We start from the raw sequence: 14,149 nt of genomic DNA, 5'->3' as shown, positions 1-14,149 counted from the left end.
CCTTTAGGCCTTGGCTTTCTGCGCCGCCGCCCATTTCTCCAGCCAGTGGATGTCGTAGTCGCCCGACAGGATGTCCGGCTCCTGCAACAGCTTCTGGAACAGGGGGATGGTGGTGTCGACGCCGCTGATGACCGTCTCGCCTAGACTGCGCTTGAGACGCGCCAGCGCTTCCTCGCGGTCGCGGCCGTGGACGATAAGCTTGCCGATCAAGCTGTCGTAATAGGGGGATCGAATAGCCCGCGAAGATGGCGCTATCCAGACGCACGCCCAGACCGCCCGGCGCGTGGAACTCGGTGATCGTGCCCGGCGACGGGGTGAAGGTGTCCGGGTTCTCGGCGTTGATCCGCACCTCGATGGCGTGGCCCTCGAAGGTGATCTCTTCCTGCGTGAACGACAGTGGCAGGCCCGCGGCGATCCGGATCTGTTCGCGCACCAGATCGACGCCGGTGATCATTTCGGTGACCGGGTGTTCGACCTGCAGGCGGGTGTTCATCTCGATAAAGAAGAACTCGCCGTCCTCCCACAGGAACTCGATGGTCCCGGCGCCCAGATAGCCGATGGCGGCGATGGCCTTGTTGACCGTCTCGCCGATCTTGACCCGGCCTTCAGCGGAAAGCGCGGGAGAGGGGGCCTCTTCCAGCACCTTCTGGTGACGGCGCTGCAGCGAGCAGTCGCGTTCGCCCAGGTGGACGACGTTGCCGTGGCTGTCGGCGATGACCTGAATCTCGATGTGGCGCGGCTTCTGGAGATAGCGCTCCATATAGACGGCGCCGTTGCCGAAGGCGGCCAGCGCCTCGGCCTGAGCCGTCTGCACAGCCTCGACCAGATCATCGGCCGTCTGGGCCACCTTCATGCCGCGCCCGCCGCCGCCGGCGGCCGCCTTGACGATCAGGGGGAAGCCGATGGCCTTGGACGCCTCGATCGCCTGTTCGACCGTCTCGACCTCGCCGTCAGAGCCGGGGACGACGGGGATGCCCGCGTCCTTCACGGCCTGTTTGGCGGTGATCTTGTCGCCCATGATGCGGATGTGGTCCGGCTTGGGACCGATGAAGGTCATGCCGTGGGCTTCAATGATCTCGGCGAAGCGGGCGTTTTCGGCCAGGAAGCCGTAGCCGGGGTGGATCGCCTGGGCGCCGGTGATTTCCGCCGCCGCGATGATCGAGGGGATGTTCAGATAGGACTTGGCCGCCGGCGCCGGGCCGATGCAGACGCTCTCATCGGCCAGACGCACCCACATGGCGCCGCGGTCGGCCTCGGAGTGAACGGCGACGGTGGAGATTCCCATCTCCTTGCACGCCCGGTGGATGCGCAGCGCGATCTCGCCTCGGTTGGCGATCAGGACCTTGGTGAACATGGGGCTCAGGCTTCCAGAACGACCAGGGCTTCGCCGAACTCGACCGGCTGGGCGTCGCCCACCAGGATTTCGGCCACGACGCCGTCGCGCGGCGCCTGGATCGGGTTCATCGTCTTCATGGCCTCGACGATCAGCAGGGTCTGGCCCTTCTTGACCTTGTCGCCGGTCTTGATGAAGGGGTCCGAACCCGGCGCGGGCTGCAGATAGGCGGTGCCGACCATCGGCGACTTCACCTCTTCGCCCGAGCGGGCGACGATGGTCGCCGGGTCCGACGGCATGGAGACCGGGGCGGCCGCCGGAGCCGCATGGGCGACCGGGGCCGGGGCGGCGGCGTATTGGATCGGAGCAGCGGCGACGGTGACTTCGCGCTTCACCTTGATCTTCAGATCGCCGCGCTCGACTTCGATCTCGGTTAGGTCGGTGTCGTTCAGGATGTCGGCCAGGCTGCGGACCAGATCGGCGTCGATGTTCTTGTTCTTGTCGTCGGACATGAGGGTCTCTTCTACTTGATCTTCAGACGGCGCGCGGCGGTCAGCCCTTGGCCCCGGCGCGACGCGCCAGATCCAGAGCGGCCCGGACGGCCAATTCATAGCTGCGGGGACCGAAGCCGGCGATCACGCCGGTCGCGGCCAGGGACACATAGGAGTGATGCCGAAACGCCTCGCGCGCGGCGGGGTTCGACAGGTGGCACTCGACCACGGGGATGCTCAGCGTCTTCAGCGCGTCCAGCAGGGCCACCGAGGTGTGGGTGAAGGCGGCCGGATTGATGACCAGGGCGTCGGCCTCTGTTCTGGCTTCCTGAATCCAGTCGACCAACTGGCCTTCATGATCTCGACTGATGGAAGACGACGCGTGCGCCGTCGGCCGCCGCCTCGCACATGGCCTGAACGTCGGCCAGCGTCTCGCGGCCATAGATATCCGGCTCCCGCACCCCCAGCAGGTTCAGGTTCGGCCCGTTCAGGACATACAGGGTGAGAGTTTCGGGCATTCGCTCGCAAAACAGGCGCGCCGCCGCGCGGAATCGAGCGCGCGTTGTAGCCCAGGTGGCGCGCGGCGCAAAGCGGGCGGGAAAAAGGGTGACGTAGGGGGAGGATGGCGGCGGCGAGCGGGCCTTTGGAGAAGAATGCCAAGGGAGGAGAGCACGGGGCGTCATTGATAGTAATCGATTGTCGACACCATCTGAGCGCCCACTTATAGGTCATAAGTGGGGCGTGGGAGGCACATGACGCAACCTTCAGAGAAACCGCCATTTTACGACAAGACACTGCTTAACGCCGGTCGCCTGCTGTCTGATTCAAAGTTGCTTGCCGAGCATGGTCGTGCTCACTCTTCTATCATCCTTGGTGTGGTTGCGATTGAAGAGTTGGGTAAGGCGCTAATCACCCTTTGGGACGTTCGGAACAAGGCGAGTAAACGGGCATTCCCGACTCATGTTGAGAAACAAGCCGCAACATTTGCGCTCATGGCGGCGGCAGAAGCCTTAGCGGACCGCCAGCGCACGAGAGAGCAGCTCGATAACGGCAAACTGAACTTTCTTGAGCTTGGACCCCACTCACATCAGTTCGCCTGGGCTAGAGCAGGTTTCTACGATGATCTTCGGATGGCGGTCACTTACGCCGATGCTGAGCCCAAAATCCCGGATGACATGAGGGCGTTGCTCTGCGAGGGATTCGCTGGCGAGCTGCACGGTTTTTTTGAAGCAGCATTGGCGTGCGTTGATAACGCTGACGCTATGGAGCTCGCTGGCGCAATCTACGAGAACGGGCTCGGTCGACTTTGACAGGTTATGGCTCGTGGTTTCACTAGACCGTGGATTTGATGTTCTGCGCCCGAACCGCCATCATCTGATGTCTCCGAGAGGCCCTGCCTCTCCACCCTGCATCCTCTGGAGCGAACAGTTTGCGTATCGAAGTCAACGGCGAGGCGCGGGATACCGCCGCCACGACCATTCTGGGTCTGGTTCAGGAGTTGTCGCTGGACCCGAAGAAGGTGGCGGTCGAGCGCAATCTGGAGATCGTGCCGCGCTCGCTGCACGGCGAGACGGCGCTGGCCGACGGCGACAAGATCGAACTGGTGCAGTTTGTGGGCGGGGGCTGAGGCCGCCCCCGTCGTCGTTATTCTCTCGGCCCATCCGCCGTCATCCTCGGCCTTGTGCCGAGGATCCATAGACTCAAGCCTGGATGTTCGAGGCGCGGCGCCCACCTTTTGACTGGCGCGGTTCTAGATCCTCGGCACAAGGCCGAGGATGACGGGTGTGGGCGTGGGAGTCAAAGGGCGCGGGACCGATCAAATCCCGCAAGGGCGCTTCCCCCGGGCGGCGGGCGGCGCTACTTCCCAAGGCATGACAGACATCGCTCCCCGCACCGACAGCTGGACCGTCGCCGGCCGCACCTTCAACTCGCGCCTGATCGTGGGCACCGGCAAGTATCGCGACTACGCCCAGAACGCGGCGGCGGCCGAGGCTTCGGGCGCCGAGATGGTCACCGTGGCCGTGCGCCGGGTGAACCTGACCGATCCGAACCAGCCGGTGCTGACGGACTTCCTTGATCCCAAGAAATACACCTATCTGCCCAATACGGCGGGCTGCTTCACCGGTGAGGACGCGGTGCGGACTCTGCGCCTGGCGCGCGAGGCGGGCGGCTGGACCCTGGTCAAGCTGGAGGTCCTGTCGGACCCCAAGACTCTGTTCCCCGATATGGAAGAGACGCTGCGGTCGCTGAAACTGCTCACCGCCGAGGGCTTTGAGGTCATGGTCTATTGCACCGACGACCCGGTCTATGCGCGCAAGCTGGAGGACGCGGGCGCCGTGGCCATCATGCCGCTGGGCGCGCCGATCGGCTCGGGGCTGGGGGTGCAGAACCCGATCAACATCCGCCTGATCGTCGAGCAGTCCAAGGTGCCGGTGCTGGTCGATGCAGGCGTCGGCACGGCGTCGGACGCGGCCATCGCCATGGAACTGGGCTGCGACGGCGTGCTGATGAACACCGCCATCGCCGAGGCGCGCGATCCCCTGCTGATGGCCAGCGCCATGAAGCACGCCGTCATCGCAGGGCGCGAATCCTATCTGGCGGGGCGGATGAAGAAGCGGTTCTACGCCGATCCGTCCTCGCCGTTGGCCGGACTGATCTGAGAAGGCTTGGGGGCTGACCGGAAGGTCAGCCCTTTTTCTTGGCCGCTTCGATCAGGGCGCCGACCTCGCGCGGGTCGATGCCGGGGCTGGCGACGCCATTGATGAAGAAGGTCGGCGTGCCCTGCAGGCCCAGAGCCGCCGCCGAGGCGTGGATGTCGGTGACGTGACGCGTCATCTCGGGGGCCGAGATGGCGGCGTTGGCCTTGGCCATGTCGACGCCGTTGTCGGCCAGGATGCGGTCGATGGCGGCGCGATCCAGCGCCCGTTCGGCCATCAGGGCGTCATAGACGGCCAGATACTTGCCCTGCTGATGCGCGGCCAGGGCGGCGCGGGCGGCGTACTGCGAGGTCACATCGTCGCCGCGATCCAGAATCGGCCAGTCCTTGAAGACGAAACGCACCTCGGGGTGGGCGGCCATCAGGGCGCGATAATCATGAGCCACCGCCTTGCAGCCGGGGCAGCGGAAGTCGAAGAATTCGATCACCGTCACCTTGGCGTTCGCGGGACCAAAGGCCGGATCGCGCGGATCGGCGGCCAGCAGGGCCGGATTGCCGGCGGCGGCGGCGTTGATGGTCTGGACGCGCGACTGGGATTCCATCGTCTCGCGTGCGGCCAGGACTTCGTCCAGCACCTGAGGGTTGCTGATCAGATAGTCGCGCACCTTGCCGCCGAAACCCCCGCTCAGATAGGGCGCGGCCGACAGGGCCAGGGCCAGCGCCGACATGGCCACGGCGGCGCCGCCCAGCACCGTTCCTGACAGAGCGAACCGGCTCTTGGCGGCGGCAGGCGGCGTCACGGCAGGCTGATCGGTCGTCTGGCCGGGCTCCTGGCCAGATCGGGGGTGTCGTCGGTCATCAAGGTCTCGTCAGGCGAAAAAAGAAGGCGGGTTCGGCGTCAGGCGCCGGGCGGGATGACGCCGGAGCGGCTGCGCTGCTCGTTGCGGCGTTCGGCGTCGATGATGTCCTTTTCGGTGGCGCCCGAAGCCAGGACGATGTCGGTGGCGCGACGCCATTCGATGGAGCTGCGGTCCAGCATGTCGCGGGCGCGCATGGCGAATTGGGCGGCCTGATCCGGGCGGCGCAGGGCGAACCAGTATTCGGCCGAGGCCAGACGCGCCTCGCCCTCCTTGTTCTGGCTGGCGTAGGCCTGGGACAGCAGACGCCAGCCCATGGTGTTGTCCGGCTCCAGCGCCAGGGCGCGCTTCAGCTGGTTCTCGGCCTCGGCCAACTGGGTCGGGTCGCTGGTCTCGATCAGGGCGTGGGCCAGGTTGATGCGCAGAAGGGGGCGTCCGGCTTCAGCTCGACCGACTTCTCATGCGCGCCCAGGGCTTCGGCCGGGCGGCCTTCCTCGAACAGGATCTGGCCCTTCAGCTCCCAGAAATAGGGATTTTCAGGCTGTTCGGCCAACAGGACGTCGACCGCGTCCAACGCCTTCTGCGTCTGGCCGTCGCGATACCAGGCGATGGCGCGGGCGTAGCGGGCGGGCAGGGTGACGTCGCTGGACGGATAGTCGCGCAAGGTGGCGTTGGGCGCGTCCATGAAGGCGCGGATCTTGGCCACGACCAGGGCGTGCTGGGCCATCCGCTCGTCGCTGTCGCGCTTGTCGTAGTGGGAGGCGGCCTCGACGGGGCGGCGCAGGGCCTCGATCCGTTGCGACGACAGAGGGTGGCTGCGGAAATAGGGATAGCGGCGCTGATCCGAGAAGATTTCCTGCGCGCGGAAATTCTCGAAGAACTCGACCATGCCGCGCCCGGATCCCCCGCGCGCTCCAACGCGCGGGCGCCGGTGATGTCGGCCTCGCCTTCCTGGCTCTGCATGTAGCGCAGGGCGCCGAGCGTGCCGAAATACTGGCTGGAGGCCAAAAGAGCCGCGCCCGCGTCCGGCGCGCCCGCGATCGCGGCCAGGGCGCCCAGCGCCATGGTCATGATCATCGGCTGCATCCCGGCGTTCTGGGCGCCGTCGCGTAGGGTGTGGCGGTTCTTGATGTGGCCGGCCTCGTGGGCGATCACGCCCAGAAGCTGGTTGGGGCTCTTGGTCCGCAGGATCAGGCCGGTGTTCAACCCCATGATCCGCCCGCGCGTGGCGAAGGCGTTCAGGTCGTTGTCGTTGACCAGCAGGATCTCGACCTCGTTCGGGTCCAGCCCCATGGCGTCGAGCACGGGCTCGGACCACTCATGGATGATGCCTTCGATCTCGGTGTCCCGGATCAGGCTCTGGGCCTGGGCTGACGCAGCCGAGGCCAGCACCGCAAGGGCGCCGAGCCCGGCGGCCAGATGGCGCCGGATGCGGGTTGCGGCGGGGGGCGTCCTGGTCATGACGAACTCCAGAGCGATAGTCTCCCCCGCAGCTTCCAGCTTAATCGTGTCCGATCAACGGCGCCACCAGCCCCGCTTGGGCTTGGCGGGCGGGGCGACGATCTGGTTCGGATCGTCGGCGATGATCGCGGCGATGTCGACCTCGGGCGTCGGCGCCGCAGCCGGTTCGGCCAGGACGACGGCCTCTTCGACGACAGCGTCGACGACGACCGGGGCTTCGGCCGGAGGTGCTTCGCCCAAGGCCTCTTCGAGGGCTTCCTCGATGGCCTGTTCGACGCGGGCGGCCACGGCGGGCGGCACATCCAGTTCAGCAACGACCGGCAGTTCAGTCACCACCGGCTGTTCGGCGGCGATCGGCTCGGCTTCGACCTCGGCCGGGGCGGTTTCAGGCGTCTCTTCCACGGCGGCGGCGCTGACCTTGCGGCGCACGCGGCGACGCTTGGGCGCTTCGGCCTGTTCGACCGCCGGCGCGGCTTCGGCGGCGGGAGCCTCGGCCGTTTCGCCTTCGATCACCACGGCGATCGGCGTGTCGGGCGAGCCGACGGGCGGCAGCCCCTCGTTGACCGCGCGGTCCTCGACCTTGGTTTCGTGGGTCATTTCGCCCTGACCGCGACCCCGGCCGCGACCGCGACGACGGCGCGAGCGGCCGTTGCGGCCCTCTTCGGAAGCGGCGACCTGATCCAGGCTGATGTCCTGAGCCGTATCCTCGCCGGCGGCCTCGGAACGGCGCTCGTCCTTGCGTTCGGGGCGGGCCGTGGCCGGGTTGATCGGATCGAACCAGACGTAAGGGTCCTGCAGCGACGGCGTGCGGCCGCGCACCCAGGCGTAGACGTCGCGTTCGCCTTCCTCGCGCATCCGGCGACCGCCGCGACGGCCCCGGCGACGGCGGCCGCCCCGGCTGTCGTCGTCATCGTCGGAAGCGGCGGCTTCGGCTTCCTCGTCACGACGTCCGCCGCGACGGCGACGGCGGCGTCCGCCGCGGCTGTCGTCATCCTGTTCGGAGCGGGCGCGAGCCTCGTCGTCGTCCTCGTCCTCGCGGTCGAGATCGGCCTCGTCCTCGTCGTCGCCGAAGTCGTCTTCGTCCTCGGCGTCTTCGTCCTCGTCTTCATAGGCGCTGTCGTCGAAGCCGTCGTCCAGGTCGGCCAGGTCGATGTGGCTTTCCGGCGCGACGAAGTCTTCGTTCGTTTCAGTGCGCTCGATCGAGTGTTCGCCCTGGGCCAGGCTGTCGTCGATCTGGATGATGACGTTCAGGCCGCGCTGCTCCAGCAGGAACTGCAGATATTCGCGCTTGTGGTTCAGGATATACAGCGCCACGGCGGTCGAGACGCGCAGGTTCACCGACCCCGCGCCGTTCTTGCCGGCCTCGATGTCGACGGCGCGCAGGGTGGTCAGGGCCGCCGATTCGGCCGAGCGGACGCGCCCGGCGCCCTGGCAGCATTCGCAGACCTCGGTCGCGCCCTCGATCACGCCCAGGCGGCGGCGCTGACGGCTGATCTCCATCAGGCCGAAGCCGGAGATGCGGCCCATCTGGATGCGCGCGCGGTCCTTGGCCAGGGCGTCCTTGAGGGCCTTCTCGACCGCGCGGTTGTTCTTGCTCTCGTCCATGTCGATGAAGTCGATGACGATCAGACCGGCCAGGTCGCGCAGGCGCAGCTGGCGGGCGGCCTCGACGGCGGCTTCCATGTTGGTCTTGGTCGCCGTGGCCTCGACGTTGCGCTCCTTGGTGGCGCGACCCGAGTTCACGTCGATGGCCACCAGGGCCTCGGTCTGGTTGATGACCAGATAGCCGCCCGACTTCAGCGGCACGACCGGCTGGTGAATCTGGGTCAGCACCTCTTCGATGCCGTTCGAGGCGAACAGCGGACGCGAGCCCTGATAGAGGTGGATCTTCTTGGCCTGGGACGGCATCAGCACGCGCATGAAGTCGCGGGCCTGCTTGAAGCCCTCGACGCCCTCGACCTGAATGCCGTCGAAGTCCTTGTCGTACATGTCGCGCACGGCGCGGCGGACCAGGTTCTCTTCCTCGTGGATCATCGCCGGCGCGTTGGAACGCAGGGTCAGTTCGCGGATCGTCTCCCACAGGCGCAGCAGATATTCATAGTCGCGCTTGATCTCGGCGCGGGTGCGCTTGGCGCCCGCCGTGCGGATGATCAGGCCCATGCCCTGCGGCACCTTCAGCGCGGCGGCGGCGGACTTCAGCCGGCGACGGTCCGAGGTGTTGGTGATCTTGCGGCTGATGCCGCCGCCCTTGCCGGTGTTCGGCATCAGCACGCAGTAGCGGCCGGCCAGCGACAGCCAGGTGGTCAGGGCTGCGCCCTTGGCGCCGCGCTCGTCCTTGACGACCTGCACCAGCAGGATCTGGCGACGCTTGATGACGTCCTGGATCTTGTAGCGACGCATCAGGCGACGCTTCAGGCGTTCCTCGTCGGCCAGCTTGCCGTCGGAATCGGCGTCGTCGGATTCACGGCCCAGGTCGTCTTCGTCCGCGTCGTCGTGCGCCTCGGCCATGATGGCTTCGCGGTCGGCGACGGGGATCTGATAGTAATCCGGGTGGATTTCGTTGAAGGCCAGGAAGCCGTGGCGGTTGCCGCCGTATTCGACGAAGGCGGCCTGCAGGCTGGGCTCTACGCGGGTGACCTTGGCGAGATAGATGTTGCCGCGAAGCTGGCGCCGCGCGCGGGATTCGAAATCGAATTCCTCAACCTGGCGGCCGTCCACGATCGCGACGCGGGTTTCTTCCGCGTGCGCCGCGTCTATCAACATGGTTTTTGACATTGAAGGTCTCTCTCAGGCGCGCCAGGCCGTGCGCCGCGAACGCAGTCGCGGGAATAGGGGCGGCTCGCCGAATGGAAATGGGGGCCAGGGCGCGCGTCATCCCCTCGCTGAAAGCGAGAGCGGCATGATCTTGCCGTTCGGGAGCGCAGGCGGGTCGGCCCATTGGGTTGTCGGTCCTGGGTCCGAACGCGCCGATCAAGGCTGCATCCCGAACCCGTATCTCCGGATCGACGGCCAGGCCGCGCGATCCTCGGGATTGGTGAAAGTTTCAGCGCCGCGAGGAGGGCGCGCCTGATCCCGAACAGATGACGGGCGGCGCGATCGTTCGCATGCGGAACCGATAATAGGCATATGCTGCGGAAAATAAAAGAACCGAGGCGGTAAGAGGTCTTAACGAAATCCTTAAACCCTGGGGTCATGCTGGCCTCTAAACTGCAGGGCGATTTCCCTCTGATGTTGGGTCGGTGGCGTGACAATCTGAGCCGTTGGGGCGTGCGCGAATGGTCGATGACCGGCCTGGCGTTCGTCGTCATCTGCCTTGTCGTGTTCACGGCGACGCGGGGCCTGGCCTTCGGTCCGGACGGCGAGATCGTGCGTCTTCGCTTCGGCGGCGACGCCCAGCGGACCCGCGTGGTGCTGGATCTGGGACGCTCGACGCGCGGTCAGGTGATCGAGGACGGTTCGGCTGGACGGGTCATCCTGTCCCTGGCGGGCGTCAGTCCGGCGCGGGGGCTGGAGGGCAGCGGCGCGGGCCTGGTGCGCGGATATGAGGTCAGCGCGGCCTCAGGCGCGTCGCGCGTGCGGCTGGACCTGGCGCGCGGCGCCGAGATCGAGCGTCGCTTCCTGCTGCCGCCCGGCGACGGGGTGGACCACTATCGCTATGTCATCGACCTGAAGGCCACGGGCGCCGCTGCGGCGGTTCCGGTCGCCGCGCCGCGTCGCGAACAGGCCCGCGCCGAGAAGCCCCTGATCGTCATCGACGCCGGCCACGGCGGCCGCGATCCCGGCGCCCAGGGCCAGCATGTTCAGGAAAAGGCCGTCACCCTGGCCGCCGCTCGGGATCTCAAGGCGGCGCTGGAGCGCACCGGCCGCTATCGCGTGCGACTGACCCGCGACGGCGACGTCTATGTGATCCACGGCCGTCGGGTGCAGATCGCCCGCGACGCCGGAGCGGATCTGTTCATCTCCCTGCACGCCGACGCGGGGTCGGACCCGGCGCTGCGCGGCGCCAGCGTCTACACCCTGTCCGAACAGGGCGCGGGTCGCGCCGTGCGCGAGTTCACCAAGGGCGACGACTGGCAACGCGACCTGCGCCTGCCGGGTCGCGACGCCTCGGTCGACCGCATCCTGCTGGACATGACCCAGCGCGCCACCCAGAATCGCTCGGCCCAGTTCGCGCGGGTGCTGCTGACCCATATCGAGGGGGACAACCACCCCCTGCTGCGCCGCAGCCACCGCGATGCGGGCCTGGCCGTGCTGCTGGCGCCTGACGTTCCGGCCGTCCTGTTGGAGATGGGCTTCATCACCAACCCGGAAGACGAGCGCGTCCTGAGCGACGAACGCGCCCGCCGTCGCCTGATGCGCTCGGTCGCCGAGGGCATCGACCGCTACTTCCGTGAACCGGCCGCCCCGGTGATGGTCGCCGGAGACATCGCCGGGGGCTGAAGCCTCAGGCCTCCAGCGCGGCCTTTGCGCGCCTGAAGACATCCTCGAACATCTCGGCGGTCAGGCGGCCGGTGTTCGTGTTGAGCCGCGAGCAGTGATAGCTGTTGATCAGGGTGTAGGGACCGACCTTGCCCTCGACCCCGTGCCCGGCGGGAATGGCCGAGCCGGGATAGCCCAGGGTGCGCAGGATGCTGCGCCGGGACACGTCGCCCAGGGTCACGATCACCTTCAGCCGGGGCAGGGCGGCCAGCCGATCCACCAGGAAGGGGCGACACGTATTCTCCTCCGTCGCCGTCGGCTTGTTCTGAGGCGGGGCGCAGCGCACGGCGTTGGTGATCATGCAGTCGACCAGCGTCAGGTCGTCGTCGCCGTTCGGGTCATAGCGGCCCTGGGCGAAACCGGTCTTCTTCAGCGTGTCGTACAGCAGCCAGCCGGCGTGGTCCCCGGTGAAGGGACGGCCCGTCCGATTGGCGCCGGTGCGGCCCGGCGCCAATCCCGCGATCAGCAGCCGTGCGTTCGGATCGCCGAAGGAGGGCGCCGGGCCGTTCCACCAGTCAGGGTTCTGGCGCGCGTTCTCGGCCCGGTAGGCGACCAGACGCGGGCACAGGGGACAGTCGCGGGGCGGCTCGGGATTCAACTCGGCGCTCAGTCGGGGGCTCACGCGCGGTCGCTCCGGTCCAGGGTGCGGGCCACGCCTTGATTCATCGGAGCCTTGGGCTTGCCGACCTGGTTCATGATGTCGGCCAGATCGATGAAGGCGTCAGCCTGGCGGCGCAGGTCGTCGGAGATCTGGGGCGGCTGGCTCTTGACCGTCGAGACGACGGTGACGCGCACGCCCTTGGCCTGCATCGCCTGGACCAGACGACGGAAGTCGCCGTCGCCCGAGAACAGCACCGCCTGATCCAGACGCGGCGCCAACTCGAGCATGTCGACGGCGATCTCGATGTCCATATTGCCCTTGGTGCGGCTATGGCCCTGGGCGTCGGTGAAGCGCTTCACCGGCTTGGTCACGACGGTGAAGCCGTTGTAGTCGAGCCAGTCGACGAGGGGGCGGACAGGCGAGAATTCTTCGCCCTCGACCACGGCCGTGTAATAATAGGCGCGCACCAGCCGGCCTTCGCCGACGAACCAGGTGGAGAGCTTCTTGAAGTCGAGGTCGCAGTTCAGGGCGCGCGCCGCCGAATAGAGGTTGGCGCCGTCGATGAACAGGGCGATGCGGTCGTCGGGGTGGTCGGTCATGAACGAAAATGAGTCCGTCGATATGGTCGAGAAAATGAAGGTCCCGACCGACGCCGCCGGGGAATCTCGGCCCGACATCGATCTGGACGCGGCAGTCATCGTCGCACTGGGCTGCAATGACAAGGGCGATTGGTCGTCCTGCGCCGAGGCGCTGGAGGCGGCGCTGGCCCGGTTCCGCGCCGAGGGCGTGGATGTTCTGGCCCGTTCGTCCTGGTGGTCGTCGCAAGCCTGGCCCGATCCGACTGATCCGCCGTTCCTGAACGGCGTGGCCGTGGTCAGCACCGCCCATGACGCTCCGACCCTGATGCGGACGCTCGGCCGGATCGAGGATCTGTTCGGCCGGGTGCGGACGGCGCGCAATGCGCCGCGGACGCTGGATCTGGACCTGATCGCCTATGGGCGTCTCAGCGGGGATCTGAACGGGCTGATCCTGCCGCACCCGCGCGCGGCGGACCGATTGTTCGTCATGGGGCCGCTGGCGGAGGTCGCGCCGGAGTGGGTGCATCCCGTCTGCGGCGGCCTGGCGAAGGATCTGGCGGAGCGCGCCGGCGTGGGGCGCGACGCGCGGCCTTTGCCGCATTGATGTCGACGCGTCGCCGGGGCAGGGTGGGGCGATGACACCGGGAGACATGACATGAGCCTCGCCCTGTTGATGACGATGGCCGCCCTTCTGGCCGCCCAGGACGGGGCGACGCCCGCTTCGCCGCCTGCGGGCGTCGGACGGGTCGTACGGGAGGCGGATGTCCGCGTGATGCAGCCGCCGCCGCATAACGGGACAGGCATGAGCACGGCCTATCGCATCAGCGACGGCGTGCCGAACCGGGCGATGGAGTTCCGCAAGCGGGTCCTGCACCCGGGGGCCTCGATCGGCCTGCATCCCATCGCTCATGACGAGGTCTATTATGTCGTCAGCGGCGCCGGCGTGGTCAGCAGCGACGGGGAGGATGCCGTTGTCGGGCCCGGCGACGCAGCCTATCTTTACGACGGCAATGTCGTCGGCATTCGCCAGACGGGGGACGAGGATCTGGTTCTGATCATCTCCTATCCGCTGTCGAAGCGGCGGGATTGACCGGAAAACCGCCTCAATGCCGCCTTCGCGGCGTTGCACAATTGGCTTTCACCCTATATTTTGTGCGGTTCTCCCTGCCGCCAGAGGAAATTCATGGCCCGCGTCACTGTCGAAGATTGCATCGAAAAGGTGCCGAACCGCTTTGGTCTGGTTCTGCTGGCCGGCCACCGCGCCCGCAACATCGCCAACGGCGCCCCGCTGACGCTGGACCGCGACAACGACAAGAACCCGGTCGTCGCCCTGCGCGAACTGGCCGAGGACACTGTCACCCCGGACGAACTGCGCGAGAACATCATCACCACCCTGCAACGGGTCGATGAGCGCACCGAGGCCGAGGACGAAGCCGAGGTCGTGGCCCTGCTGGCCGAGCCGCAGCACATGAACATGGCTGAGGCCGAGCTGATCCGCGCGCTGCAAAGCGACCGCGACGGGGGCCAGGAGGAGCGCTACTGACGGCCGACCCGGTCACCAAGGTAGCAAGACGGGCGGCGCGACCTCAGACGGACACGCCGATGGACCCCGCCGCGAATCTGCAGGACAAGACATCGGCGTCGTCTCTTCCCGAGGCGGCGCCGAAGTCGTCTGAAGGCCCTGCATTGTCTG

Annotated in this window: 14 protein-coding genes and 3 pseudogenes; 7 read left to right on the top strand and 10 right to left on the bottom strand. The window is 67.2% G+C overall.

Features of this window, described 5'->3' with window-relative positions; genetic code table 11:
- Window positions 1–3: 3 nt before the first annotated feature.
- The 3 genes and pseudogenes from accC to aroQ form a co-directional block, all read right to left on the bottom strand.
- Window positions 4–1,354, bottom strand: a pseudogene (accC, locus tag AC52GN_RS08930) (acetyl-CoA carboxylase biotin carboxylase subunit).
- A 5-nt stretch (window positions 1,355–1,359) separates the two neighbouring features.
- Window positions 1,360–1,845: an acetyl-CoA carboxylase biotin carboxyl carrier protein gene (accB, locus tag AC52GN_RS08925; protein WP_343829543.1), complete on the bottom strand. Its 486-nt coding sequence runs from the start codon at window positions 1,843–1,845 to the stop codon at window positions 1,360–1,362.
- A gap of 40 nt (window positions 1,846–1,885) precedes the next feature.
- A pseudogene (gene aroQ, locus AC52GN_RS08920) lies at window positions 1,886–2,342 on the bottom strand (type II 3-dehydroquinate dehydratase).
- 234 nt (window positions 2,343–2,576) lie between these two features.
- Between aroQ and AC52GN_RS08915 the strand changes: the two are divergent.
- From AC52GN_RS08915 to AC52GN_RS08905, 3 genes are all read left to right on the top strand, one after another.
- Window positions 2,577–3,134, top strand: a complete 558-nt coding sequence (locus AC52GN_RS08915) for an AbiV family abortive infection protein (protein WP_496526811.1) — start codon at window positions 2,577–2,579, stop codon at window positions 3,132–3,134.
- A gap of 119 nt (window positions 3,135–3,253) precedes the next feature.
- The gene (thiS, locus tag AC52GN_RS08910; RefSeq protein ID WP_496526810.1) at window positions 3,254–3,451 is read left to right on the top strand and encodes a sulfur carrier protein ThiS; all 198 of its coding nucleotides are present in this window, start codon (window positions 3,254–3,256) and stop codon (window positions 3,449–3,451) included.
- Window positions 3,452–3,695: 244 nt separating this feature from the next.
- Window positions 3,696–4,484, top strand: coding sequence for a thiazole synthase (locus tag AC52GN_RS08905; RefSeq protein WP_496526809.1), 789 nt, complete (start codon window positions 3,696–3,698; stop codon window positions 4,482–4,484).
- Between the two features lie 25 nt (window positions 4,485–4,509).
- Here the strand turns inward: AC52GN_RS08905 and AC52GN_RS08900 are convergent, their stop codons facing one another.
- The 5 genes and pseudogenes from AC52GN_RS08900 to AC52GN_RS08880 all read right to left on the bottom strand — a co-directional run bounded on the left by AC52GN_RS08900 (window position 4,510) and on the right by AC52GN_RS08880 (window position 9,573).
- The gene (locus tag AC52GN_RS08900; RefSeq protein WP_496526808.1) at window positions 4,510–5,280 is read right to left on the bottom strand and encodes a thioredoxin domain-containing protein; all 771 of its coding nucleotides are present in this window, start codon (window positions 5,278–5,280) and stop codon (window positions 4,510–4,512) included.
- A 98-nt stretch (window positions 5,281–5,378) separates the two neighbouring features.
- Window positions 5,379–5,711 carry a hypothetical protein gene (locus tag AC52GN_RS08895; RefSeq protein WP_496526807.1) on the bottom strand — a complete coding sequence of 111 codons (333 nt, stop codon included), beginning with the start codon at window positions 5,709–5,711 and terminating at the stop codon, window positions 5,379–5,381.
- 23 nt (window positions 5,712–5,734) lie between these two features.
- Entirely contained in the window at window positions 5,735–6,226 is a 492-nt protein-coding gene (locus AC52GN_RS08890) for a tetratricopeptide repeat protein (RefSeq protein ID WP_496528842.1), read from the bottom strand.
- A gap of 74 nt (window positions 6,227–6,300) precedes the next feature.
- A pseudogene (locus tag AC52GN_RS08885) lies at window positions 6,301–6,630 on the bottom strand (M48 family metalloprotease); the annotation flags it as partial.
- Between the two features lie 222 nt (window positions 6,631–6,852).
- Complete coding sequence (locus AC52GN_RS08880) at window positions 6,853–9,573, bottom strand: Rne/Rng family ribonuclease (protein WP_496526806.1); 2,721 nt, start codon at window positions 9,571–9,573, stop codon at window positions 6,853–6,855.
- Between the two features lie 453 nt (window positions 9,574–10,026).
- Between AC52GN_RS08880 and AC52GN_RS08875 the strand changes: the two genes are divergently transcribed.
- The gene (locus AC52GN_RS08875; RefSeq protein WP_430819531.1) at window positions 10,027–11,238 is read left to right on the top strand and encodes an N-acetylmuramoyl-L-alanine amidase family protein; all 1,212 of its coding nucleotides are present in this window, start codon (window positions 10,027–10,029) and stop codon (window positions 11,236–11,238) included.
- A 4-nt stretch (window positions 11,239–11,242) separates the two neighbouring features.
- Here the strand turns inward: AC52GN_RS08875 and AC52GN_RS08870 are convergent, their stop codons facing one another.
- Together AC52GN_RS08870 and AC52GN_RS08865 are read right to left on the bottom strand one after the other, a co-directional pair.
- Window positions 11,243–11,899, bottom strand: a complete 657-nt coding sequence (locus AC52GN_RS08870) for a uracil-DNA glycosylase (RefSeq protein ID WP_409450054.1) — start codon at window positions 11,897–11,899, stop codon at window positions 11,243–11,245.
- Complete coding sequence (locus tag AC52GN_RS08865; protein WP_291774399.1) at window positions 11,896–12,477, bottom strand: LabA-like NYN domain-containing protein; 582 nt, start codon at window positions 12,475–12,477, stop codon at window positions 11,896–11,898. The genes AC52GN_RS08870 and AC52GN_RS08865 overlap by 4 nt, the downstream gene beginning before the upstream one ends.
- A gap of 22 nt (window positions 12,478–12,499) precedes the next feature.
- On the opposite strand from AC52GN_RS08865, the gene folK reads away from it, so the two are divergent.
- The 3 genes from folK to rpoZ all read left to right on the top strand — a co-directional run bounded on the left by folK (window position 12,500) and on the right by rpoZ (window position 13,999).
- A complete protein-coding gene (folK, locus tag AC52GN_RS08860; RefSeq protein ID WP_496526805.1) occupies window positions 12,500–13,060 on the top strand; it encodes a 2-amino-4-hydroxy-6-hydroxymethyldihydropteridine diphosphokinase in 561 nt (186 codons plus the stop codon).
- A gap of 51 nt (window positions 13,061–13,111) precedes the next feature.
- Complete coding sequence (locus tag AC52GN_RS08855) at window positions 13,112–13,546, top strand: cupin domain-containing protein (RefSeq protein ID WP_496526804.1); 435 nt, start codon at window positions 13,112–13,114, stop codon at window positions 13,544–13,546.
- Window positions 13,547–13,639: 93 nt separating this feature from the next.
- A complete protein-coding gene (rpoZ, locus tag AC52GN_RS08850) occupies window positions 13,640–13,999 on the top strand; it encodes a DNA-directed RNA polymerase subunit omega (RefSeq protein ID WP_003165386.1) in 360 nt (119 codons plus the stop codon).
- Window positions 14,000–14,149: the final 150 nt, after the last annotated feature.

This window comes from Brevundimonas sp. SS2672, assembly GCF_059579685.1.
This window is presented reverse-complemented; position numbering and strand designations above follow the sequence as displayed.